The 20,594-nt window shown below is 69.6% G+C and carries 20 protein-coding genes; 7 read left to right on the top strand and 13 right to left on the bottom strand.

Annotated features, from left to right (window positions below):
* Positions 1 to 179: 179 nt before the first annotated feature.
* The 5 genes from QTI51_RS02180 to QTI51_RS02200 all read right to left on the bottom strand — a co-directional run bounded on the left by QTI51_RS02180 (position 180) and on the right by QTI51_RS02200 (position 4,919).
* A complete protein-coding gene (locus QTI51_RS02180) occupies positions 180 to 863 on the bottom strand; it encodes a TIGR02117 family protein (RefSeq protein WP_116908367.1) in 684 nt (227 codons plus the stop codon).
* A 21-nt stretch (positions 864 to 884) separates the two neighbouring features.
* Positions 885 to 2,123 (bottom strand): DNA polymerase Y family protein, encoded by a 1,239-nt coding sequence (locus tag QTI51_RS02185; protein WP_116908366.1) that lies wholly within the window; start codon positions 2,121 to 2,123, stop codon positions 885 to 887.
* Positions 2,124 to 2,188: 65 nt separating this feature from the next.
* Positions 2,189 to 2,827 carry a YiiX family permuted papain-like enzyme gene (locus QTI51_RS02190; protein WP_116908365.1) on the bottom strand — a complete coding sequence of 213 codons (639 nt, stop codon included), beginning with the start codon at positions 2,825 to 2,827 and terminating at the stop codon, positions 2,189 to 2,191.
* Positions 2,828 to 2,858: 31 nt separating this feature from the next.
* Positions 2,859 to 4,352 (bottom strand): TRAP transporter large permease subunit, encoded by a 1,494-nt coding sequence (locus tag QTI51_RS02195; protein ID WP_286513019.1) that lies wholly within the window; start codon positions 4,350 to 4,352, stop codon positions 2,859 to 2,861.
* Positions 4,353 to 4,919: a C4-dicarboxylate ABC transporter substrate-binding protein gene (locus QTI51_RS02200; RefSeq protein WP_116908363.1), complete on the bottom strand. Its 567-nt coding sequence runs from the start codon at positions 4,917 to 4,919 to the stop codon at positions 4,353 to 4,355.
* Between the two features lie 96 nt (positions 4,920 to 5,015).
* On the opposite strand from QTI51_RS02200, the gene QTI51_RS02205 reads away from it, so the two are divergent.
* Positions 5,016 to 5,579, top strand: a complete 564-nt coding sequence (locus tag QTI51_RS02205; protein ID WP_116908362.1) for a putative glycolipid-binding domain-containing protein — start codon at positions 5,016 to 5,018, stop codon at positions 5,577 to 5,579.
* 25 nt (positions 5,580 to 5,604) lie between these two features.
* Here QTI51_RS02205 and QTI51_RS02210 read toward each other — a convergent pair whose 3' ends face one another.
* Entirely contained in the window at positions 5,605 to 6,606 is a 1,002-nt protein-coding gene (locus QTI51_RS02210) for a tripartite tricarboxylate transporter substrate binding protein (protein WP_116908361.1), read from the bottom strand.
* Complete coding sequence (locus tag QTI51_RS02215; protein WP_116908360.1) at positions 6,603 to 7,532, bottom strand: LysR substrate-binding domain-containing protein; 930 nt, start codon at positions 7,530 to 7,532, stop codon at positions 6,603 to 6,605. Before QTI51_RS02215 ends, QTI51_RS02210 begins: the two co-directional genes overlap by 4 nt.
* A 131-nt stretch (positions 7,533 to 7,663) precedes the next feature.
* Here QTI51_RS02215 and QTI51_RS02220 point away from each other — a divergent pair, with 131 nt between their 5' ends.
* The 4 genes from QTI51_RS02220 to QTI51_RS02235 all read left to right on the top strand — a co-directional run bounded on the left by QTI51_RS02220 (position 7,664) and on the right by QTI51_RS02235 (position 13,440).
* Complete coding sequence (locus tag QTI51_RS02220; RefSeq protein WP_116908359.1) at positions 7,664 to 10,399, top strand: tannase/feruloyl esterase family alpha/beta hydrolase; 2,736 nt, start codon at positions 7,664 to 7,666, stop codon at positions 10,397 to 10,399.
* Positions 10,400 to 10,440: 41 nt separating this feature from the next.
* Complete coding sequence (locus QTI51_RS02225) at positions 10,441 to 11,754, top strand: alpha/beta hydrolase family protein (protein ID WP_286513737.1); 1,314 nt, start codon at positions 10,441 to 10,443, stop codon at positions 11,752 to 11,754.
* Between the two features lie 63 nt (positions 11,755 to 11,817).
* The gene (locus QTI51_RS02230; protein ID WP_116908357.1) at positions 11,818 to 12,804 is read left to right on the top strand and encodes a tripartite tricarboxylate transporter substrate-binding protein; all 987 of its coding nucleotides are present in this window, start codon (positions 11,818 to 11,820) and stop codon (positions 12,802 to 12,804) included.
* Between the two features lie 177 nt (positions 12,805 to 12,981).
* Positions 12,982 to 13,440, top strand: coding sequence for a helix-turn-helix domain-containing protein (locus QTI51_RS02235; RefSeq protein WP_116908356.1), 459 nt, complete (start codon positions 12,982 to 12,984; stop codon positions 13,438 to 13,440).
* Positions 13,441 to 13,467: 27 nt separating this feature from the next.
* Here the strand turns inward: QTI51_RS02235 and QTI51_RS02240 are convergent, their stop codons facing one another.
* The 5 genes from QTI51_RS02240 to QTI51_RS02260 all read right to left on the bottom strand — a co-directional run bounded on the left by QTI51_RS02240 (position 13,468) and on the right by QTI51_RS02260 (position 18,582).
* Positions 13,468 to 14,076 carry a hypothetical protein gene (locus tag QTI51_RS02240; RefSeq protein ID WP_132748743.1) on the bottom strand — a complete coding sequence of 203 codons (609 nt, stop codon included), beginning with the start codon at positions 14,074 to 14,076 and terminating at the stop codon, positions 13,468 to 13,470.
* Positions 14,077 to 14,173: 97 nt separating this feature from the next.
* Complete coding sequence (locus tag QTI51_RS02245) at positions 14,174 to 15,526, bottom strand: MFS family transporter (RefSeq protein WP_116908354.1); 1,353 nt, start codon at positions 15,524 to 15,526, stop codon at positions 14,174 to 14,176.
* Between the two features lie 155 nt (positions 15,527 to 15,681).
* Positions 15,682 to 16,839: an alpha-hydroxy acid oxidase gene (locus QTI51_RS02250; protein ID WP_286513016.1), complete on the bottom strand. Its 1,158-nt coding sequence runs from the start codon at positions 16,837 to 16,839 to the stop codon at positions 15,682 to 15,684.
* A gap of 154 nt (positions 16,840 to 16,993) precedes the next feature.
* Positions 16,994 to 17,878, bottom strand: coding sequence for a LysR substrate-binding domain-containing protein (locus QTI51_RS02255; RefSeq protein WP_116908352.1), 885 nt, complete (start codon positions 17,876 to 17,878; stop codon positions 16,994 to 16,996).
* Between the two features lie 71 nt (positions 17,879 to 17,949).
* A complete protein-coding gene (locus QTI51_RS02260; RefSeq protein ID WP_116908351.1) occupies positions 17,950 to 18,582 on the bottom strand; it encodes a TetR/AcrR family transcriptional regulator in 633 nt (210 codons plus the stop codon).
* A 117-nt stretch (positions 18,583 to 18,699) separates the two neighbouring features.
* Between QTI51_RS02260 and QTI51_RS02265 the strand changes: the two genes are divergently transcribed.
* Together QTI51_RS02265 and cynS are read left to right on the top strand one after the other, a co-directional pair.
* A complete protein-coding gene (locus QTI51_RS02265) occupies positions 18,700 to 19,122 on the top strand; it encodes a nuclear transport factor 2 family protein (protein WP_116908350.1) in 423 nt (140 codons plus the stop codon).
* A 92-nt stretch (positions 19,123 to 19,214) separates the two neighbouring features.
* Complete coding sequence (gene cynS / locus QTI51_RS02270; RefSeq protein ID WP_286513013.1) at positions 19,215 to 19,658, top strand: cyanase; 444 nt, start codon at positions 19,215 to 19,217, stop codon at positions 19,656 to 19,658.
* A 3-nt stretch (positions 19,659 to 19,661) separates the two neighbouring features.
* Here the strand turns inward: cynS and QTI51_RS02275 are convergent, their stop codons facing one another.
* On the bottom strand, positions 19,662 to 20,420 hold the full coding sequence (locus QTI51_RS02275) for an SDR family oxidoreductase (protein ID WP_116908348.1): 759 nt from the start codon (positions 20,418 to 20,420) through the stop codon (positions 19,662 to 19,664).
* Between the last annotated feature and the right edge of the window lie 174 nt (positions 20,421 to 20,594).

A 20,594-nucleotide genomic window follows, 5' to 3' on the forward strand; every position in this document is an offset into this window, starting at 1 on the left:
CAGGGCGTGTGAACAGGCCGCCGGGTACTTCCCTCCGCGAATGTCCCCCGGGGCTGCGCCCCTCCTCCTTGATTTCGCTGCGGGAAGCACCCGACGCCCTGTTCACCTGGGCACGCTGTGGGTGAACCGCGCCATCGTGATCGCGCCCTGAAAGCGCACCCCGAAAACGCCAACGAATCTCAAGGCGCAGCAGCGCGCAAGTGCCAGGTCACCGTGAAATCGAACGGCGTCCATCGGCCGACCGTGACACCCGACTGCCGCAACCCGCGCCCGGTCCACGTGTTGCAGGTCTCGAACAGGTTGTAGCCGCCGTTGGCTTCGTAGAAGGCGTCCTGGTTGTCGTAGTGCGCCCCAGCGATGGGCGTGGCCTGGCCCTGGGGCAGGGCGGCACGCACGTAGCCGACGAGTTGTGCGTACTGCGCCTGCGTCAGCGGCAGGGCGTATGCACCACGCGCCAACTGGCCGCGTTGCAGGTAGCTCACATGCATCAGCGCCCGGTTGCCGCCCGACAGCGCCCCGAAGGCGCGCGACGCCGTCAGGTCGCCCCAGGTGGGCGTGTTCAGGTAGAACTCGCGGTCGCCCCAGCCGATGGCGACGAACTCGGCATCGGGCGGTGGCGCGCGAAAGTCCTTCAGCGGGAACACCTGCAACCAGTCGACCGTGGCCGAGCGGATGGGGAACACGTAATCGGTGTGCACGCCATTGCTGAGCACCCAGGCCTGAATTTCGGCGGGTGCTTCGGCGCTCGGCTTCGCATTCGCAGGCCACAGCACCAATGCGAAGGCCGTGGCCACGTAGAGCCCGAGCAGCGCCACCAAACCCAGCAGAGTGAAGACGATGCGGCGCAGCCAGCGTTTGAACATGCAGTGACAGGTCAGCCCGGATCAGAACAGCGAAGCCGTGGTGGCCTGAACCTGCGACGCCGCACGCGGCGCGCCCGCCGGTGCCAGCGCCTCCGGGCTGTCCGCCTTGGCCAGCGCGCCCACGCGCACGCCCAGCAACCGCAGCGGGCGCTCCAGCGGCACGCGCTTCAGGCACTGGCCGCCGGTCTGGCGGATCGTCTTCGCGTCGGCCGTGAAGCGGTCGATGGTCTGGTCGCGCGTGGCGATCCTGAAGTCGTCGTAACGCAGCTTGATGCCGATGGTCTTGCCCACATAGCCCTTGCGCCGCAGGTCTTCGGCCACCTTCTCGCACAGCTGCGTGAAGATCGCGCCCAGCTCCGCGCGGTCGCGCACCGCGTGCAGGTCGCGCTCGAAGGTGGTCTCGCGGCTCATGGACACGGGCTCGCTCTCGGTCACCACGGGCCGGTCGTCGCGGCCCCAGGCCACCTCGTGCATCCATGCGCCGGTGGCCTTGCCGAAGTTGGCGATGAGCCAGTCGCGCTCGTGCGCCGCCAACTGGCCCACGGTTTCGATGCCGAAGCGCTTGAGCTTCTCGTCGGCCTTGGGGCCGATGCCGTTCACCTTGCGGCAGGGCAGCGGCCAGATGCGGCTTTGCAGGTCGTGCTCGTACACCACCGAGATGCCGTTGGGCTTCTCGAACTCGCTCGCCATCTTGGCAATGAGCTTGTTGGGCGCCACGCCGATGGAGCAGGTGAGGCCCGTGGCGTCGAGGATGGCCTTCTGCAGCAGCCGCGCCAGCGAGCGGCCGCCGTCGCGCTGGCCGCCGGGCACGTGGGTGAAGTCGATGTAGACCTCGTCCACGCCGCGGTCTTCCATGAGCGGCGCCACCTCGAGGATCACCTGCTTGAAGGCGCGCGAATAGCGCCGGTATTCGTCGAAGTCCACCGGCAGGATGATGGCCTGCGGACACAGCTTGGCCGCCTTCATGAGCCCCATGGCCGAGCCCACGCCGAACTGGCGCGCGGGGTAGGTGGCGGTGGTGATCACGCCGCGGCCGGTGTAGTCCTTCAGCCGGGGAAAGGCGTCGACGGGAATGTCGGCCAGCGTGCCGCCTTCGGGCAGGTCGCGAATGGCCTCGTCCACCCGCCGGCGGCCGCCGCCGATGACCACCGGCTCGCCCTTGAGCTGCGGGTAGCGCAGCAGTTCGACGGAGCCGTAGAAGGCGTCCATGTCGAGGTGCGCGATGCGGCGGATGGGGGGTGACGGCGTCGGGGAACTCACGGAAACAATTGTCTCCCGGCGCGGGCCGTTCTGCCCACGCGGGGGAATGCGCGGGGGCGCTGGTTTCAGCGTGTTTCCACGGTCTTCAGCAGCGGCGAGTCGAACATGGCGACGGGCGAGATCACGGGCTCGTCCATGGGCACCTTGTCGCCGTAGCGCTCGCGCATCTTGGCGCGCACGGCCGGGTCGGCCAGGTTGAACTCGCGGATCTTCTGCAGCTCGCCGATGCGCACGCCCAGCGCGCGCTGGTAGAGCTTCCACACCAGCTCGGAGCAGTAGATGCGCCCGTCCGACCACTCGAAGGTGAGGTCGTAGGGGCGGCCTTCGAAGTCGCTGGTCTTCGCATGCAGGCGCGCGACGGCGCCGGGTGTCAGCAGCGTGTCGGCATTGCGCAGCCGCTTCGCGACGTAGTGCCCGCCGTTGCCGCGCGCCGTCCATTGCGCCAGCGGCGTGTAGCGCACGGTCTGCACCGCCTCGAACACATAGGGCTTGCCGCCGCGCATCAGCACGATGCCCATGTGGCTGTAGCGCGAGCCGGTGGCGCGCTGCACGGCCACGCTCTGGGCGGAGCGCGAGGTGTGGAAGACGATGTCGCCGTCCTGCAGGGCGGCGGCGTGGGCGGTGTCGAGGTGCAAGGCGCACAGGAGCAGCGCGAACGTTGGAGGCAAGAGCAGCGCACACGCCGCGGGGAGCTTGAAGGTCATGTGGCGCGCATTGTGCGGCACGCCCCCGGGGCTATTTTTCGTCGGGCGGCGCGTTGCCGTCGGCCGCGTCCGGCGGTGCCATCTCGCGCATCAGCTTGTCCACCGCTTCGTCGCTCATCGGCTGGTCGGGCGCCAGCGCGGTGGGCGCGCCGCGCAGCCAGTGCGTGGTCGCGGGCACGGCCATCACCAGCGCCGTGACGCCGGCGAGCACCCCCAGGTAGGGCGCGAGCGCCCGCGCGATGGCGGCCAGCGGCGGGCGCGGTGCCACCTGCCCGCGCGCCAGCACCAGCGCGTAGCCGAAGGGCGGTAGCAGGAAGCCGGCCTGCAGCACCAGCAGCGTGAGCGTGGCGATCCAGGCCGCGTCGCCCAGCTGCGCGAGCACCGGCGGCATCACGATGGGCACGACCAGGAAGATCAGCTCGAAGGCATCGAGCACGAAGGCGCAGGCCAGCAACACGGCCAGCACCGCCGCCAGGCCGAGCATCGGATGGCCCTGCAGCGACAGCATGAGCCGCGCCACGAGCCCGTCGGTGCCGAAGCCGCGCAGCAGCAGCGAGAAGGTGGTGGCCGCCGCCAGCAGCGCGTAGAGCGCGCCGGTGAGCGCCATGGCGTCGTCCAGCACCTGCCACAGCACGGGGCGCGTGAGCTGGCGCGACACCGCGCCCCAGCCCAGCAGCAGCACGCAGGCGGTGGCCGCGCCCTCGACCGCGCGCACCCGGCCCAGCGTGACCAGCACCAGCAACGCGCCGATCAGCAGGGGCACCAGCAGCACCGTCCAGCCCTCCTGGCGGGACAGCGGCTCCCGTGCCTCGGCCGGCACGCGCGGCCGGGGCTTGCGCCGCGCGCCCCACCACGCCACCGCGAGCCAGCCGAGCAGCAGCGCCGCGGCCGGCACCAGCGCGGCCTGCAGGATGTCTTGCGTGTCGACGATGCGCTGGGCGGCGCCGGCGGAGGGGAGCGAGAGCGCGCGGGCCATGTTCACGCCCTCGGTGTGCGCGCGCAGCATGGCATCGCCCAGCAGCAGCAACACCAGCGAGGGCGGCACGATCACGCCCAGCGTGCTGGTCACGGCCACGAGCGCGGTGCGTTGCGCCGCGGGCAGGCCTTCGCGTGCCCAGCCCGTGCCGGCGGTGCGCGCCAGCGTCAGCAGGCTGGCGCCGACCGAGCCGTTCATGGGCGCCAGCATCAGCCCCAGCACCATGCCGGCCAGCTCGGGCGCGGCCCGCGGCGCCACCCGGGCCAGCAGCTTGCGCAGGCCCTGGTACAGGTGCCCGGCCAGCGCCAGCCGGTTGAGCAGCGCGCCCACCAGCGCATAGAGCGCCAGCGCCTGCAGCAGGTCGTGCTCCAGCAGGCCGACGATGCGCCACGGCAGGTTCTGCAGCAGCGCGACATCGAAGGCGCCCAGCGCGAGCCCGGCCAGCGCGCCCAGCGTGCACACGCCCAGCAGCACGGCGTAGGTGGGCCAGCCGGTGGTCATCATCAGCGCCAGGGCCAGCGCGAGCAGGGCGAGTCCGGTCCAGGCCATCTACGGCCCGGGGCGTTCCGGCGGCTCGGGTTGCGCGGCGGGGCGCAGTTCCTGCCACAGGTCGAGCATGCCCTGCACCGCCAGCAGGCCGGCCAGCAGGAGCAGCGCGACCTTGATCATGAAATAGCCCGGGTCGAAGGTGTCGGGAAACAGCTCCAGCGCCATCACCGCGCGCACCACCGGCACGGTGGCTGTCTCGACCAGGAACAGCGCCCACGGCAGCACGCACAACGCCGCGCCGATGCGGCGCAGCCGCGCATGGCGCCCGTCGGTGTCCTCGGCCAGGTCCGGCCGCGCCACCAGGTGCTCGCCGCGGCGCCCGGCATGGCGCACCGCCACGGCCACGTACAGCGCGAACAGCCACTGCGCCAGGTCGTTGGCCTGCGTGGGCCCGCTGCCGGAATCGGCCAGGTCGCGCAGCGGCCACTGCGCGAACAGCAGCAGCGCGACGACGACGGCCAGCGGCATCGCCGCGCGGTCGATCCAGCCGAGCCAGCGTGGTGCCGGCTCCGGCGGCGCAAGCTCGGTCGGCTGCGCGGTTGCGGGGTTGTCTTCGGGAGGCGTCATTCGGCGCTGATCGTGTTCCGCGAACCTGACTCCCACCTGCGAAGGCGGCGGGTCATTGCTTGCGCACCGCCGCGTGCCGGTGCCATCATCCGCGCCATGCAAACCGTCGCCTCCATCCTCTGGCGCAGGCTCGACGCACCGGGTCACGACGCCTGCCGTCTCGAACGCAATGCCTCGGCCTGGCAGCTCGACGGCGCGGCCGTGTTCCGCCTGGAGGGCGGGCGCATCGGCCAGCTGCATTACCGCGTGCGCTGCGACCTGCACTGGCACACGCAATGGGGCACGGTGCGCGGCTGGCTGGGCGACGCGGCCATCGACCTGTCGATTGCCCGAGATGCGCGCGGCCACTGGAAGCTCAACGACGAGGCCGTGCCCGACCTGTCGCACTGCGTGGACCTCGACCTGGGCTTCACGCCCGCCACCAACCTGCTGCAGCTGCGCCGCCTCAACCTGGCACAGGGCGAGGCTGCTGACGCGCCGGCGGCCTGGGTCGACATCGAAGGCGGCGGCGTGCTCAGCGAGCTGTCGCAGCGCTACCGGCGAACGGGCGAGGGCGAGTACGCCTACGAGGCGAAGCGCTTCGACTACGCGGCCACGCTGGGCGTGAGCGAAGACGGCTTCGTGCGAGACTATCCGCGGCTGTGGGTGGCCGAGGCGTAGCCGCCAGCCGCTGTTGTTCAGCCCCTCAATCGAACTGCGACCGGTCCCCCGCCACCAGCTCGCGGTTGCGCCGCCGGTCGACGGCGATCTCGTGCGCGAAGTCGTCCGTGCTGCCGCCGGCCGGCAGGTTGTACGCACCGCGCAGCCGCTCCAGCACTGCATCGCTTCGCAACACGCGGTTGATCTCCGCATTCAGCCGCTGCACCACCGCCGCCGGCGTGCGGGCCGGCGCGAAGATGCCGAAGAGCGAGTCGCGGTTGGCCTTCTCGAAGCCCAGCTCGGCCAGCGTGGGCACCGCCGGCAGTGCCTCGATGCGCGCGGGCGAGCCCACGGCCAGGGCCTGGAAGCGCCCGCCCTCGATGTACTGCAGCTGCTGCGCCGCCACGTTGGTCGACAGCACCTCGAACTGCCCGCTGAGCGCATCGTTGAGCTGCGGCCCGCCGCCCTGGTACGGAATGTGGGTGATGTCGGTGCGGCTTTGCATGCGCACCTGCGCCAGCACCATGTGGCCGATGGTGGCCACGCCCGAGCTGGCCCAGCGCACCGCGCCCGGATGCTGGCGCGCCTGCGCGATGAGCTCGCCGAAGCCGCGCCCGGTGAACGCCGGCGTGCCCACCACCAGCACCGGCGTGCGCATCACGCTGGCCACGGGCAGCACGCCGCGCAGCGGGTCGTAGGGCACGCGCGCCAGCAGCGGATGCAGCGTGAGCGGGCTGATGGCCGAGAACGCCAGCGTGCGGCCGTCGGGCGCGGCGCGCGAGAGGGCGTCCATGCCCAGGCTGCCGCCGGCGCCGGGCCGGTTCTCGATGAGCACCGGCGCGCCCAGCGCCTGCGCCAGCGGCTCGGCCAGCACGCGCGCCATGCCGTCGCTCACGCCGCCGGGCGGGTACACCACGATCAGCCGCACCGAGCGGTTCGCGCCCAGGGCGGGCGCGGCGCGCAACAGCAGCGGCACGGCGCAGGCCGCCGCTGCTGTGGCTGCAGGTGCGGCGAGTTGAATGAAACGGCGACGCCGAAACAGGCTCATGACCCCGGATTCTCGATCGCAAGCCGGCGCAGCAGTGCAGCGAAGTGCTGCGCGGGCAGGTTGTCTTCCTCGGCGCGCGACACCAGCGTGAGCGGCGCGTCGAGCTGTCCGCCGTCGGCCAGCCGCGCATAGGCGATGGCATGCGCGTGCACGCCGGTCATCGAGGCCGGCACCACCGACAGGCCCACGCCGGCGGCCACAAGGTTCAGGTTGGTCATCATGCGGTCGACTTCGGCCACCACGCGCGGGCGCAGGCCCTTGGCGTGGCACAGCGCGAGCAGGTCGGCGTACAGGCCGGGCGCGCCGGGGCGGCGCACGAGGATGATGCCTTCCTCGCACAGCTTCGCCAGCGCGAGCGGGCGGGACGCCTTGCCCCGCGCGCCATTGCCCGGCGCAAAACGGTGGTCGCTGGGCATGGCCACCCACACCGGCTCGCGCAGCAGCGTCTCGAACACCAGCCCCTCGGGCCGCGCCACCGGCACGCGCAGCAGGCCGCAATGCAGGCGGCCGGCGGCCAGCGCCTCGGTGAGCTCGGCGGCGTTGTCCTCGCGCAGCTGCAGTTCCACCGACGGGTAGTCGCGGCGAAAGGCGCGCAGCGCCTGGGGCATGAAGCGGTGCGCCGCGGCCGAGCTGGTGAAGCCCACGGCCAGCGTGCCCGACTGGCCGGTGGCCACGCGCGCCATGCGCTGCTTCATGGCGTCCATGTCCTGCAGCATGCGCAGCGCCTCGGCCTGGAACAGGCGGCCCGCGTCGGTGAGCGCCACGCCGCGCGGATGCCGGCGAAACAACAGCACGCCCAGCTCGCGTTCCAGCGCCTTGACCTGCTGGCTCAGCGGCGGCTGCTGGATGCCCAGCTGCTCGGCCGCGCGCGTCATGTGGCCGGTTTCGGCGACGGCGGCGAAGTACCTCAGTGCACGGATGTCCATGTGTCTCTCATATTTTTTTCGTATCGGAAGTGCCTTGTTATTTTATTTGACCCTAAGTCACTCGTGAATCTATCGTCCGGCCGCCCATTCAAAAAAGCAGCCCGCCGAGGCTGCCTGCCGGAGACAAATTCATGCGCATACAGCGCCCCGCACCCAGGTTTCGTGTCGTTCTTGGCGCCATCGGCGTCTCGCTGGTCCTTGCCGCCTGTGGCGGCGGCGGTGGGGGAGGGGGAGGCGGTGCCGGCTTCTTCCTGCCGACCTCGCCAGCCACGGGCGGCAACACGCCCCCCGACGTGAATCCGCCTGCCGACGATCCGCCGGACAACGTGTCGCCCCCGCCTGTGCTGCCGGTGCTGCCCGTCGTGTCCTGCGCCGACCTCGCCGGCAAGAGCCTGCCCGCCTCGGCCATCAGCCTGCCCACGCAGGGCGCCACCGTCACCAGCGCCACGCCCGTGGCCGCGGGCGACGTGGGCAACACGCTGGGCGACTACTGCCGCGTGCGCGGCACCATCCAGCCGGTGGACCCCGCGTCGCAGTCCATCAACTTCGCGGTGAACCTGCCCGAGCAGTGGAACCAGAAGACCATTCACTTCGGCGGCGGCGGCTTCGACGGCGTGCTCATCGACGGCACCGAGGTCATCCGCTTCGGCCCCGCCGGCAAGCCCGCGCCGCTGGCGCTGGGCTACGCCACCTACGGCGACGACTCGGGCCACCAGTCGGGCAGCATCACCGACGGCCGGTTCGCGGCCAACGACGAGCAGCTGGCCAACTACGGCGGCCAGTCGCTCAAGAAGACGCGCGACGTGGCGCAGGCGCTGGTGTTCGCGCGCTACGCGGTCAAGCCGAAGCACGCCTACTTCCTGGGCACCTCCACCGGCGGGCGCGACGCGCTCAGCTACATCCAGCGCTGGCCGCTGGACTACGACGGCGTGATCGCCAACGAGCCCGCGCTCAACTACACCGGCACGCGGCTGTCGAACGTGGCGGTGGGACGCGCGCTGTACGGCAACGGCGCCGTGGGCTGGTTGAGCCTGGCCAAGACGCTGCTGGTGCAGAAGACCGCCATGGACGCCTGCGACAAGCTCGACGGCGCGGCAGACCGCATCGTGAGCAACGTGGAAAGCTGCCGCCAGCTGAACACGAAGATCCTGGCCTCGCTGGCCTGCCCCGGCGGGCTGGACACGGGCCCCACCTGCCTGTCGAAGGAGCAGCTGGACACCGTGCGCGCCATCGAGAACCCGCTGGACTTCACGAACTACGCGCTGGCCAACGGCGTGAAGCGCGCGGGCGGCTACAACATCCTCGAAGGCACGCTGGTGGCCGGCCCGTTCACCACGCGCGACCTCGGCACCAAGGCCACCACGCGGGACGCCAACGTGTACGTCACCGGCGAGCAGTGGGTGAAGTACTTCGTGACCCGCGACGCCGCGTTCGACCCGGTCGCCTTCGACCCGCTCGACCCGGGCGCCTTCACCGCGCGCGTGACCGCGGTGTCGAACCTCACCGACGCCACCAACCCCGACCTGGCGCCGTTCTTCGACCATGGCGGCCGGCTCATCATGCTGCACGGCCTGGCCGACGAGGTGATCAGCAACAACTCGACCATCGACTACTACAAGCAGGTGGTCGCCACGCTGGGCCAGCCCGCGGTGGACAAGGGCATGCGCTTCTACACCGTGCCCGGCATGGGCCACGGCACCGGCAGCTTCATTCCCAACTGGGACTCGCTGGCCGCGCTCGAAGGCTGGGTCGAAGGCGGGCTCGCGCCGGCCACCGGCATCGCGGTCGACGCGGTGGCCGGCACCTACGGCCGCACGCGCCCGCTGTGCCGCTTTCCGGCATGGCCCAAGTACCGCGGCAGCGGCAGCCTGGACGCGGCCGTCAACTACAGCTGCGTGACCGAGGTCGGCAACCCGCTGGCCTGCCCGAACCTGCCCGCGTCGCTCACCAGCTACAAGGGTGGCGACAGCTTCGGCGAAGAGCTGCGCGTGCAGATCGACCCGGCCACCATGGCCTACACCGTGACCATCGACGCGAGCCTGCAGCGCGCGGCCGGCACGCAACGCACCGGCACGCTGATTGCCGAGGGCAACTGCAGCTACACGAGCGCCGAGAGCGGCGCGGTGTTCAGCTTCGGGGCCGGCGGCGTGCTGTCGGGCGGCGTGAATGCACCCAGCGGCGGCGGCTTCGCGCCCCTGGTGGCGTTCCAGAACACCTTCTCGGCGGCTCCGGTGTCGGGCGATTTCAAGTCGATCGCCAACATCTTCAACGCCGTGGGCGTGCAGCAGGGCACGGGCGGCACCAGCGCGCAGAGGCTGGCGGTGCGGCTGCGCAACGCAGGCACCTTCCAGTACTGCCGCGACCCGGTGTCGGGCGGCTTCATGGTGTACGACGCGAACTGCACGCAGACCGAGAAGGGCTACGCCGCCTACAACACCGTGCGCGCATCGTTCGACGTGTTCACCACCTCGCCCACGGGCACCGCCGTGACCACCGGCGGCACGCTGAGCGGCTCGATGGTGATCGGCATGGTCAACGGCGTGGCCGTGCCGGTGCACCTGGTGCGTGAGTCGGCCACCAACGCAGGGCTGCGCGTGTTCGGCCTGCAGCAGGGCCTGGTGCCGGGCGTGGCGGACGGCAGCTACGCGCTGGCCAGTGTCAAGGGCGAGAACCACGATGCGACCGTGAGCGGCAACGGTTTCAATCTGGGCGGCGCGGCCGCGACGCTGAGCTACGACACGCCGGTGCCGGGCGTGGCGCAGGCCGACGCCGGCCGCCCGGGCAGCTTCATCTTCAACAGCGGCGTTCTCGCCTTCGTCTCCTCCGATGGAACGAACGCAGCGCTGGAACTCGGAGTACGACATTGAAAAAAACACTCTGCGGCCTCGCGGCCTTCGCCGCGCTGGGCATGGCGCCATTGCTGTCCGCGCACGCGGCGCCCGGCGCGCCGAAGCCGGCGGCCTGCCCCTCGCCCGTGCCGGACACCGCACGCTGCTACACCGGTGAAGACGGCACCGGCGCGCTCTACTGGATCGCGATTCCGAAGGACTGGAACCGCGGAGTGCTCGTCATGCACGCGCACGGCGGCCCCGAGACAGGGCCGCCCAAGCTCGAGCGCAGCGAGGAAGACCTCAAGCGCTGGGCCGTCACCGTGAAGGCCGGCTACGCCTGGGCCGCCTCCACCTACCGGCGCGGCGGCTACGGCGTGACGATGGCGGCCGAAGACACCGAGCGGCTGCGCCAGCTCTTCGTGCGCCACTTCGGCCAGCCGCAGCGCACGCTGCTGCACGGGCAGAGCTACGGCGCGGGCGTGGCGGCCAAGGCGGCGGAGCTGTATGCGCCGGCCGGCGGCGCGGACAAGCCCAGGAGCCCCTACGACGGGTTGATGCTCACCAGCGGCGTGCTCGGCGGCGGCAACAGCGCCTACGACTTCCGGCTCGACCTGCGCGTGGTGTACCAGTACGTGTGCCGCAACCATCCGCGTGCCGACGAACCGCAATACCCGCTGTGGATGGGCTTGCCGCTGGACGCCACGCTCACGCGCGCCGACCTTGCCGCGCGCGTGAAGGAGTGCACCGGCGTCGGCCTGCCCGCCGTGCAGCGCACGCCCGAGCAGGCCGCGCACCTGAAGACGATTCTTTCGGTCGTGAAGATCCAGGAGCGCTCTTTGCTCGGCCACCTCACCTGGGCCACCTGGCTGTTCCAGGACCTGGTGCAGAAGCGGCTCGGCGGGCGCAACCCCTTCGGCAACATCGGCGTGGTGTACAGCGGCTCGGCCGACGACGTGGCGCTGAACGCCGGCGTGCTGCGCTACGCGGCCGACCCGCAGGCCAAGGGCGCGCTCGCGGCCGACAGCCAGCCCACCGGGCGCACCGCGCTGCCCACCGTGGGCCTGCACGCCATCGACGACCCGACCGCCTTCGTGGAGCTGGAGCATTCGTACCGCCGCATCCGCGACGCGGCAGGCACCGGCGACCTGCTGGTGCAGAGCTTCAGCAATGAGCGCGAGCACAGCTACCTGAGCGACTCCGAATACCCCGCGCTCTTCGCCGCGCTGCTCGACTGGATCGACAAGGGCGACAAGCCCACGCCCGAAGGCCTCGCGCAGCGTTGCAAGGCGCTGGCGCCGCGCTACGACACCGACGGCAAGAACGGCTGCCACATCCAGCCCGCGTGGCAACCGCCCGCGCTGGAAAGCCGCGTGCCGGCGCGCGCACCTTGAGGGCGTGCTCGCGCGCCTAGCTGACCTTCCTCTTTTTTCCTTTTCAAGACCTACGGAGACTTCATGAAAAAACTGTTCGCCCTCGCAGCCATCGCTGCTGCCTCGCTGGGCGCCATGCACGCGCAGGCCCAGGACTTTCCGGGCAGCAAGTCGATCACCATCATCGTGCCCTTCGCGGCCGGCGGCCCCACCGACCGCGTGGCGCGCGACCTGGCCGAGGCGCTGCGCAAGCCGCTGGGCGGCGGCACCGTCATCATCGACAACGTGCCCGGCGCGGGCAGCTCCATCGGCGCGGCCAAGGTGGCGCGCGCCACGCCCGACGGCTACACCCTGCTGCTGAACCACATCGCCATGGCGACCGTGCCCAGCCTGGTGCGCAACGTGCCGTTCAAGGTCGAGACAGATTTCGAATACCTGGGCATCGTCAACGACGTGCCGATGACGCTCATCGCCAAGCCCAGCATTCCGGCCACCAACTACAAGGAGCTGAGCAGCTGGATCGCGGCCAACAAGGGCAAGATCAACATCGGCAACGCGGGCGTGGGCTCGGCGTCGCACCTGTGCGGCCTGCTGTACCAGAGCGCCACCAAGACCGAGATGACGCCCGTGCCCTACAAGGGCACGGCGCCCGCCATCACCGACCTGATCGGCGGGCAGATCGACCTGCTGTGCGACCAGACCACCAACACCACGCCGCAGATCCAGGGCGGCAAGGTGAAGGCCTATGCGGTGACCACGCCGCACCGCCTGACGCTGCCGCTGCTGAAAGACCTGCCCACGCTCGACGAGGCCGGCCTGAAGAACTTCCAGGTCACCATCTGGCACGGCCTGTACGCGCCCAAGGGCACGCCCGCGCCGGTGCTGAAGAAGCTCAACGACGCGCTGAAGGTGGCGCTGAAAGACCCGGACTTCATCCGCCGCGAAGAGCTGCTGGGCGCCGTGGTGGCGACCGACGGGCGCATCGAGCCCGCGGGGCACAAGAAGTTCGTGATCGACGAGATTGCGAAGTGGACGCCGATCATCAAGGCGGCCGGCGTGTATGCGGATTGATGGCTCGATAGGTTGATTGCCTGATCGGTTGACCCTGGCGGGCCAGAAGCGAATTGCGTCCTGGGCAAAAGAGATGCTCGCGCAATTCGCGTTCACGTAATCAAAAGATTCAAGTTTGAATTCCTTTGAATTCAACAATCTTTTCTTGTGTTCACAATTGCTGGGCACAATGCCCGCATGCCAAACATCGCATCGATCCTTAAATCCGAGATTTCACGTGTCGCCCGCAAGGAAGTGCGCGTGGAAATCGAGACTCTCAAGAAGGCATCTGTACAGCATCGCGCGGCCATTGCCGCGTTGCGCCGGCAGGTGAGTGCGTTGGAAAAGGAACTGCGCAACGTGGCCAAGGGGGCCACGCGCAGTGCCCGCGCTAGCGAGGCGAGCGGTGCGGGCGATGAAGCGCATGAAGGCGACGGCGCCACCAAGCGGCGCTTCAGCGCGGGGCGGCTGGCCTCGCACCGCACCAAGCTGGGTATTTCAGCGGCGTCCTACGGAAAGCTGGTGGGCGTGTCGGGCCAGACGATCTATCACTGGGAGCAGGGCAAGGCCAGGCCCCGGGCGGCGCAGCTGGAAAGCCTGGCCGCGGTGCGGGGGCTCGGCAAGCACGAAGTCGCCGAACGCCTCGGCGCCGAATAAACAAACCAGACAAGTCGCGGAAAAGATTCAGGCAGGCACCGAAGCCTGCTGCGCCTGCGCCAGTTCGTTGCGGAAGGCTTCCATCGGCGGCTTGACCGCTTCGCTCGCCTGCTCGGCGAATTCCTTCACCGGCGCCCATTTGTGGCCGCGCCCGTCCAGCGACAGGTCGTACGCGCGCTGCAGGTGCGCCAGCAATTTGCGTGAAGCCGCTTGCGCCATCAGCAGCGCGTCGATGGCGCGCGGCATGTCGAAGCGCAGCGGGTCCACCGCCGCCAGGGCCGAGGTCACGCCTTCGAGTTCGAGCGACAGATGCAGCAGGTCGAGCGCGGTTTCGTCCTGGTGCGACTTGACCTTTTCGGCCACCGCGTAGACCGCGCCGATCAGCTGCAGCGCGCCCTGGTGCAGCGCGAGCCGCGCCGCGGCGGCCATGGCCGCGTCACGCCGGGCCTCGAGCCAGCGCTGGCGCTGCACCGCCCACAGACCCAGTCCGATGGCCGCGACCGAGCCGAAGGCCTGCGCCCACTCGGCCCAGTCCCCGGGCGTGAGCGGCGGGTAGGCCGCGAACACGCCGATCAACGCGCCGCCGATGAGTACGGCGGTGCCATACACCGCCGCGGTTTCCAACTTTGACTTCATGCCTCTTCACGCCTCTTCGCGCGCCTAGCCCTCGGAGGCCCGAAGTATGTCCCCCGGTGCGGCGATTGAATTGGCCGAACAGAGGGGCTTAACCGGTTCAATGGTCGTGATGCAGGTAGCTCGCCTGGCGCGGCAGGCGCAGGCTCACCACGAAGGCCAGCACCATCATGGCGCTCACGTACCAGAAGAACGCCGACTCGTGGCCCAGCGACTTGAGCCCCAGCGCCACGTACTCCGCCGAGCCGCCGAAGATGGCATTGGCCACCGCGTAGGCCAGGCCCACGCCCAGCGCGCGCACCTCGGGCGGGAACATCTCGGCCTTCACGATGCCGCTGATCGACGTGTAGAAGCTCACGATGGCCAGCGCCACGATGATCAGCACGAAGGCCAGCACCGGGCTCGTGGTGTGCTGCAGCGCCGTCAGGATGGGCACCGTGGTCAGCGCGCCCAGGCCGCCGAACAGCAGCATGTTGTTGCGCCGCCCGATGCGGTCGGACAGCGCGCCGAACACCGGCTGCATGCACATGTAGACGAACAGCGCGCCCGTCATCACGTAGCTGGCGGTCTTGATCGGCAGGTGCACCGTGTTCACCAGGTACTTCTGCATGTAGGTGGTGAAGGTGTAGAAGATGAGCGAGCCGCCCGCCGTGTAGCCCAGCACCGTGAGAAAGGCCGGCGTGTGGTGCTTGAACAGCGCGGCCATGCTGCCGGCCTCCTTGTTGGCCTTGGCCTCCGCGCTCTGCGTTTCGTGCAGCGTGCGGCGCAGCAGCAGCGCCACCACCGCGGCAATGGCGCCGATGACGAAGGGAATGCGCCAGCCGAAGGACTTCAGCTCGGCCTCGGTCAGCAGCTGCTCGAGCACCACGATGACCAGCACCGCGAGCAGCTGCCCGCCGATGAGCGTGACGTACTGGAACGACGAGAAGAAGCCGCGCTGGCCCTTCAGCGCCACCTCGCTCATGTAGGTGGCGGTGGTGCCGTATTCGCCGCCCACCGACAGGCCCTGGAACAGCCGGCACACCAGCAGCAGGAAGGGCGCCCACGCGCCGATCTGCGCATAGGTGGGCAGGGCCGCGATGACCAGCGAGCCGCCGCACATCATGGTGACGGAGATCAGCATCGAGGTCTTGCGCCCGAGCCGGTCGGCCACGCGGCCGAAGAGCCAGCCGCCGATGGGCCGCATGAGGAAGCCGGCCGCGAACACGCCGGCGGTGTTCAGCAGCTGCGCGGTGGGGTCCGACTTGGGGAAGAAGGCCGGCGCGAAGTACAGCGCCGAGAACGCGTACACGTAGAAGTCGAACCACTCGACCAAGTTGCCCGACGAGGCCGCCATGATGGCGAAGACGCGGTGGCGTTTTTCTTCGGCCGAGTAGTGGGGCGGGGAGGTGCTAGACGATGCAAGCGATGAGGAGGCCGCTGGGCCTCCCGGGGTAGGCGTGACTGCGCTCATGGTGCCTTCTTGTGCCGTGCGGGCAATGTTGTTGTTGCCAAAACATTCTGCGCCGCCATGGGGGTGGGGCGTGTCAGCCGGCACCGCATCGGCCTACCCCCGAAGTGGCCTTCGGGGCCCCGGACGTGCCTTCAGGCGCCTGTCACGGCGGCGCCCTAGAACGTGCCCGGCAGCAGGATGCTCGAATCCACGTCGTCGATGTTCGTACGCCCGCAGAAGGCCATGGTGATGTCCAGTTCCTTGCGGATGATTTCGAGCGCGCGCGTCACGCCTTCCTCGCCGTGGGCGCCCAGCCCGTAAAGAAAGCTGCGGCCGATGAGCGTGCCGCGCGCGCCCAGCGCGCGGGCCTTGAGCACGTCTTGCCCGCTGCGGATGCCGCCGTCCATCCACACCTCGATCTCGGTGCCCACCGCGTCGACGATGGCCGGCAGCGCTGCGATGGAAGAGGGTGCGCCGTCGAGCTGGCGCCCGCCGTGGTTCGACACGATGAGCGCGTCGGCGCCGCTGGAGGCAGCCAGGCGCGCGTCTTCCACGTCCATCACGCCCTTCAGGATCAGCTTGCCGCCCCAGAGCTTCTTGATCCACTCCACGTCGGCCCAGCTCAGCGCGGGGTCGAACTGCTCGGCCGTCCACGACGACAGCGACGACAGGTCTTTCACGCCCTTGGCATGGCCCGCGATGTTGCCGAAGGTGCGGCGCTTGGTGCCCAGCATGCCCATGCACCAGCGCGGCTTGGTCGCGAGGTTGATCAGGTTCTTGATCGTCGGCTTGGGCGGCGCGGTGAGGCCGTTCTTGATGTCCTTGTGGCGCTGCCCCAGGATCTGCAGGTCCAGCGTGAGCTGCAGCGCGGTCACGTTGGCGGCCTTGGCGCGCTCGATCAGGCGCTCGATGAAGTCGCGGTCCTTCATGACGTAGAGCTGGAACCAGAACGGGTGGCGGCCGGTGTGCTCGGCGATGTCTTCGAGCGCGCAGATGCTCATGGTCGACAGCGTGAACGGAATGCCGAAGGCCTTGGCCGCGCGCGCGCCCAGGATCTCGCCGTCGGCGTGCTGCATGCCGGTGAGGCCGGTGGGCGCGATGGCCACGGGCATGGCGGTTTCCTGGCCGGCCATGGTGGTACGCAGCGAGCGGCCTTCCATGTTCACGGCCACGCGCTGGCGCAGCTTGATCTTCTGGAAGTCGCTTTCGTTGGCGCGGTAGGTGCCTTCGGTCCACGCGCCGGAGTCGGCGTAGTCGTAGAACATCTTGGGCACGCGGCGCTTGGCAATCACCCGCAGGTCTTCGATGCTGGTGATCTTGGAAAGGTCGGACACGGCTGTCTCCTGGCTGGTCTTTGTTGGAAAGGCGGGGGCGAACCGGCCATTATCGGCAGGGCCCTTCGGGGGCCATCTGAAAAAAGCCTGCGGGGCAACTGAAATAAATTCAGCTCCCCGGGTGCGCGTCGCCTGTCCGTCGGGGGGCGCAAGTTCAGTCGCGCAGTGCCTCGCGCAGCCACTCCACGAAGGTCGCGCACTCCCAGCGCTCCATCGCGCCCGGCCGCCAGCACAGGAAGTAGGCGTTGGGCGAGGGCACGCTGCGCGCCGACAGGCGCACGAGCCGCCCGTTGTCCAGCCAGGCACTGCCCAGGCGCAGGTGCATCAGCACCACGCCGAAGTCTTCGGCCGCTGCGTCGAGCGCCAGCCCCAGGTCGTTGAACTGGTGGCCCGTGGCCGGCTCGGGCAGGCCGATGCCGCAGGCCTTGAACCAGGTGCGCCACGACTCCAGCGGCGTGCGCAGCAGCTGCGCGCGCGACACCTCGGCATCGGTCGCGAAGCCGTCGAAGGGGCCGTGGCGCTTCAGGTAGGCCGGGCTGCACACCGGCGAGACCTCGTCGGCCAGCAGCTGGAAGAACTCGCGGTCGTGGAACGGCCCGGTGCCGAAGCGCAGCTCGATGTCGGCCTCTTCCACCGTGGTGTTGCGCACCGGCGCGGTCACCTGCAGCATCAGCTCGATGTTCGGGTACGCATCGCGAAAGCGCGCCAGCCGCGGCAGCAGCATCTGGCGCGAGAAGGTGGGCGTGACCGCCACGCGCAGCCGCCGCACCTGCGAAGCGGGCTCGCGCCCCGGCACCTGCTGCAGTGCCGCGATGGCCTCGCGCACCCGCGCCAGGTAGGCCATGCCGTCGGCGCTCAGGCTGAAGTCGCTGCCTGCGAAGAACTTCAGGCCCAGCAGCAGCTCGAGCTGGCGAATGCGGTGGCTCACCGCGCTGGGCGTCACGCTGAGTTCCTCGGCCGCCAGGTTCACGCTGCGCAGCCGCGCGACGGCCTCGAAGGCCTGCAGGCCCTGGGTCGAGGGGAGACGCGGAGAAACCATCGGTCGTGGTGGGAGGAAAGTGGCGGCGCTCGATGGTAGCGAAGGCGCCGGCTGCTACCGCTCAGGCAGCCTCACGCCGTGGCCGGCGCGGCGGGCACCAGCGACGCACCCAGCGCCTGCAGCAGCCGGCGCAGGTCGTCCACCGCCTCGCGCGCCTGTGCCGCGCCGCCCATCTGCGCCTTGACGATGGCTCCGTCGATGCCCAGCGCGGCCGCCTGCGCGATGGCCGTGCGCTGCGGGCCCGCGAGCGCCTCCGGCAGCAGGCCGGCGATGACCTCGACCATCTCGCGCTTGTGCTCGCGCGCGATGTCGCTCGCGCCCGTCACGCTGCTGCCGACCTCGACCACCGAGTTGATGAACGCGCAGCCGCGGAATGCCGGGTCGGCGAACCACTCGGCCATGGCGTCGGCCAGCACCGGCAGCGCGTGCTGTGGCTGTCCGTTGCCGATGCGCTCCTGCGCGCCGCGCCGGCCCAGCGCATCGACGAACCACGCCATCCACAGGCCGTGGCGGTGGTCGAGAAAGGCGCACACCAGGTCGTCCTTCGAGGGAAAGTGCCGGTAGAACGTGACCTTGGTGACGCCCGAGGCCGCAATGACGCGGTCGATGCCGGTGGCGCGGATGCCGTCGGCATAGAACAGGTCGTGCGCCGTCAGCAGGATGCGTTCGCGCGCGGGGAGCGAGGCGAGGGTGGAGAAGTCCATGCCGCGATTGTAGGCATGTAGACAGGTCTGTCTACATGTGGCACATTGCGCCGCATTCGCTTGTCGATTTCTTCACCCCGCTCCGGTTCACCTCCTTCCCTTCACCGAAAGACCGCCATGGAATCCCGCCCGCCGCTGCCGCCCTTCACCCTCGAGACCGCCACCAGGAAAGTCCAGGCCGCCGAAGACGCCTGGAACACGCGCGACCCGGTGCGCGTGAGCCTGGCCTATACGCCCGACACCGAGTGGCGCAACCGCGCCGACTTCGTCGACGGGCGCGAGCAGGTGGTCGAGTTCCTCACGCGCAAGTGGGAGCGCGAGCACGACTACCGGCTGAAGAAGCAGCTCTGGGCCTTCATGGACAACCGCATCGCGGTGCGCTTCGAGTACGAATGGCACGACGCGGCCGGGCAATGGTTTCGCAGCCATGGCAACGAGAACTGGGAGTTCGCGGAGAACGGGTTGATGCAACGGCGTTACGCGAGCATCAACGACCAGGCAATCGCCGAGTCGGAGCGCAAGTTCCATTGGGAGCGCTGACTCGCGTTGTTTCCTCTTCCGCTTGCGCAAGAGGGAGCAAGACCCCCGGCACAGCAGTTGCTTGACTGCCCCCATTTCAAACAGGAGACCGCATGAACCGCAACGACGTCACCGAGAAGATCATCACCGTCAAGGTGAGCAAGGGCATCCAGTGGGCCGACGTGGCCCGCAAGGTCGGCCAGTCGAAGGAGTGGACGACCGCGGCCTGCCTCGGCCAGATGACGCTCGACGACAAGCAGGCCAGGACGGTCGGCAAGATCTTCGGCCTGACCGCCGAGGAACAGAAGTGGCTCCAGGTGGTGCCGTACAAGGGTTCGCTGCCCACGCCGGTGCCGACCGACCCGCTCATCTACCGCTGGTACGAGATCGTGAGCGTGTACGGCACCACCATCAAGGAGCTGATCCATGAAGAGTTCGGCGACGGCATCATGAGCGCCATCGACTTCAGCATGGACATCCAGCGCCAGCCCGACCCCAAGGGCGACCGCGTCAACGTGGTGCTGTCGGGCAAGTTCCTGCCCTACAAGACCTACTGAACGCTACTGGACGTACTCCGCCGGATGCGGCCGGTGCCGCGGCGCGGGGCGCAGCGTGCCGGCAGTGATGCCGTAGCCCTCGATGGCCCCGGCAATCGAGCGGGCCACGCCGTCCACCGGCACCGCGATGCGCCGGTGGGTGCGCATGCGCTCGCGGCAGTAGCTGGCCGCGATGCGCTCGGCCAGCGGATCGCCCGGGCCGTTGACGTCGGGGCTCACCACCGTCACATGCAGGCGGCCCGCGTGCTCCTGGCGCAGCCCTTCCGAAATGGCGTTCACCGCGTACTGCGTGCCGTGGTACACGGCCGAGCTGGGCGACACGCCCTGCATGGCCACGGGCGCCACGTTCACGATGTGGCCCCAGCCTTGCAGCTGCATGGTCGGCAGCACGGCCGCGATGCCGAGCAGCACGCCGCGCAGGTTCACGTCGATCATGAGTTCCCACTCCTCGATCTTGCGGTTCCACAGCGGCGACATCGGCATCACGCCCGCGGCGTTGACCAGCACGTCGATCTGCTCGTGCGTCTCGAGGGCGAACTCGGCAAAGGCTTCCATGTCGGGCCGGTGCGTGACGTCGAGCCGCTGGAAGCTCGCGGTGCCGCCCGTGGCCTCGATTTCGGCCACGAGCGCCGCAAGGCGGTCGGTGCGCCGCGCACCGAGCACCACCTTGGCACCGCGCCGCGCAAGCAGCCGCGCGGTCGCTTCGCCGATGCCGCTGCTCGCGCCGGTGATGAGAACGACTTTTTCCTGGATTGCGCTCATGATGAAAACTCCTCTTGCGGTTCGTTTGCCGTGCGGCGCACACAGAAGCGGGTGCACCGGGCAGGGGAAGAAGTTTCGCGCGGCAGGGGCGCAAGGCGGTATCCGAATCGAACTTGGTTTTTGCCTGATCCTGCAAAACGCAATAGCGCCGCGCGCGGCCGCCGCTGCCGCCTG

Origin of the sequence: Variovorax sp. J22G73 (assembly GCF_030317035.1) — a bacterium.
In the GTDB taxonomy this organism is placed as follows: domain Bacteria; phylum Pseudomonadota; class Gammaproteobacteria; order Burkholderiales; family Burkholderiaceae_C; genus Variovorax.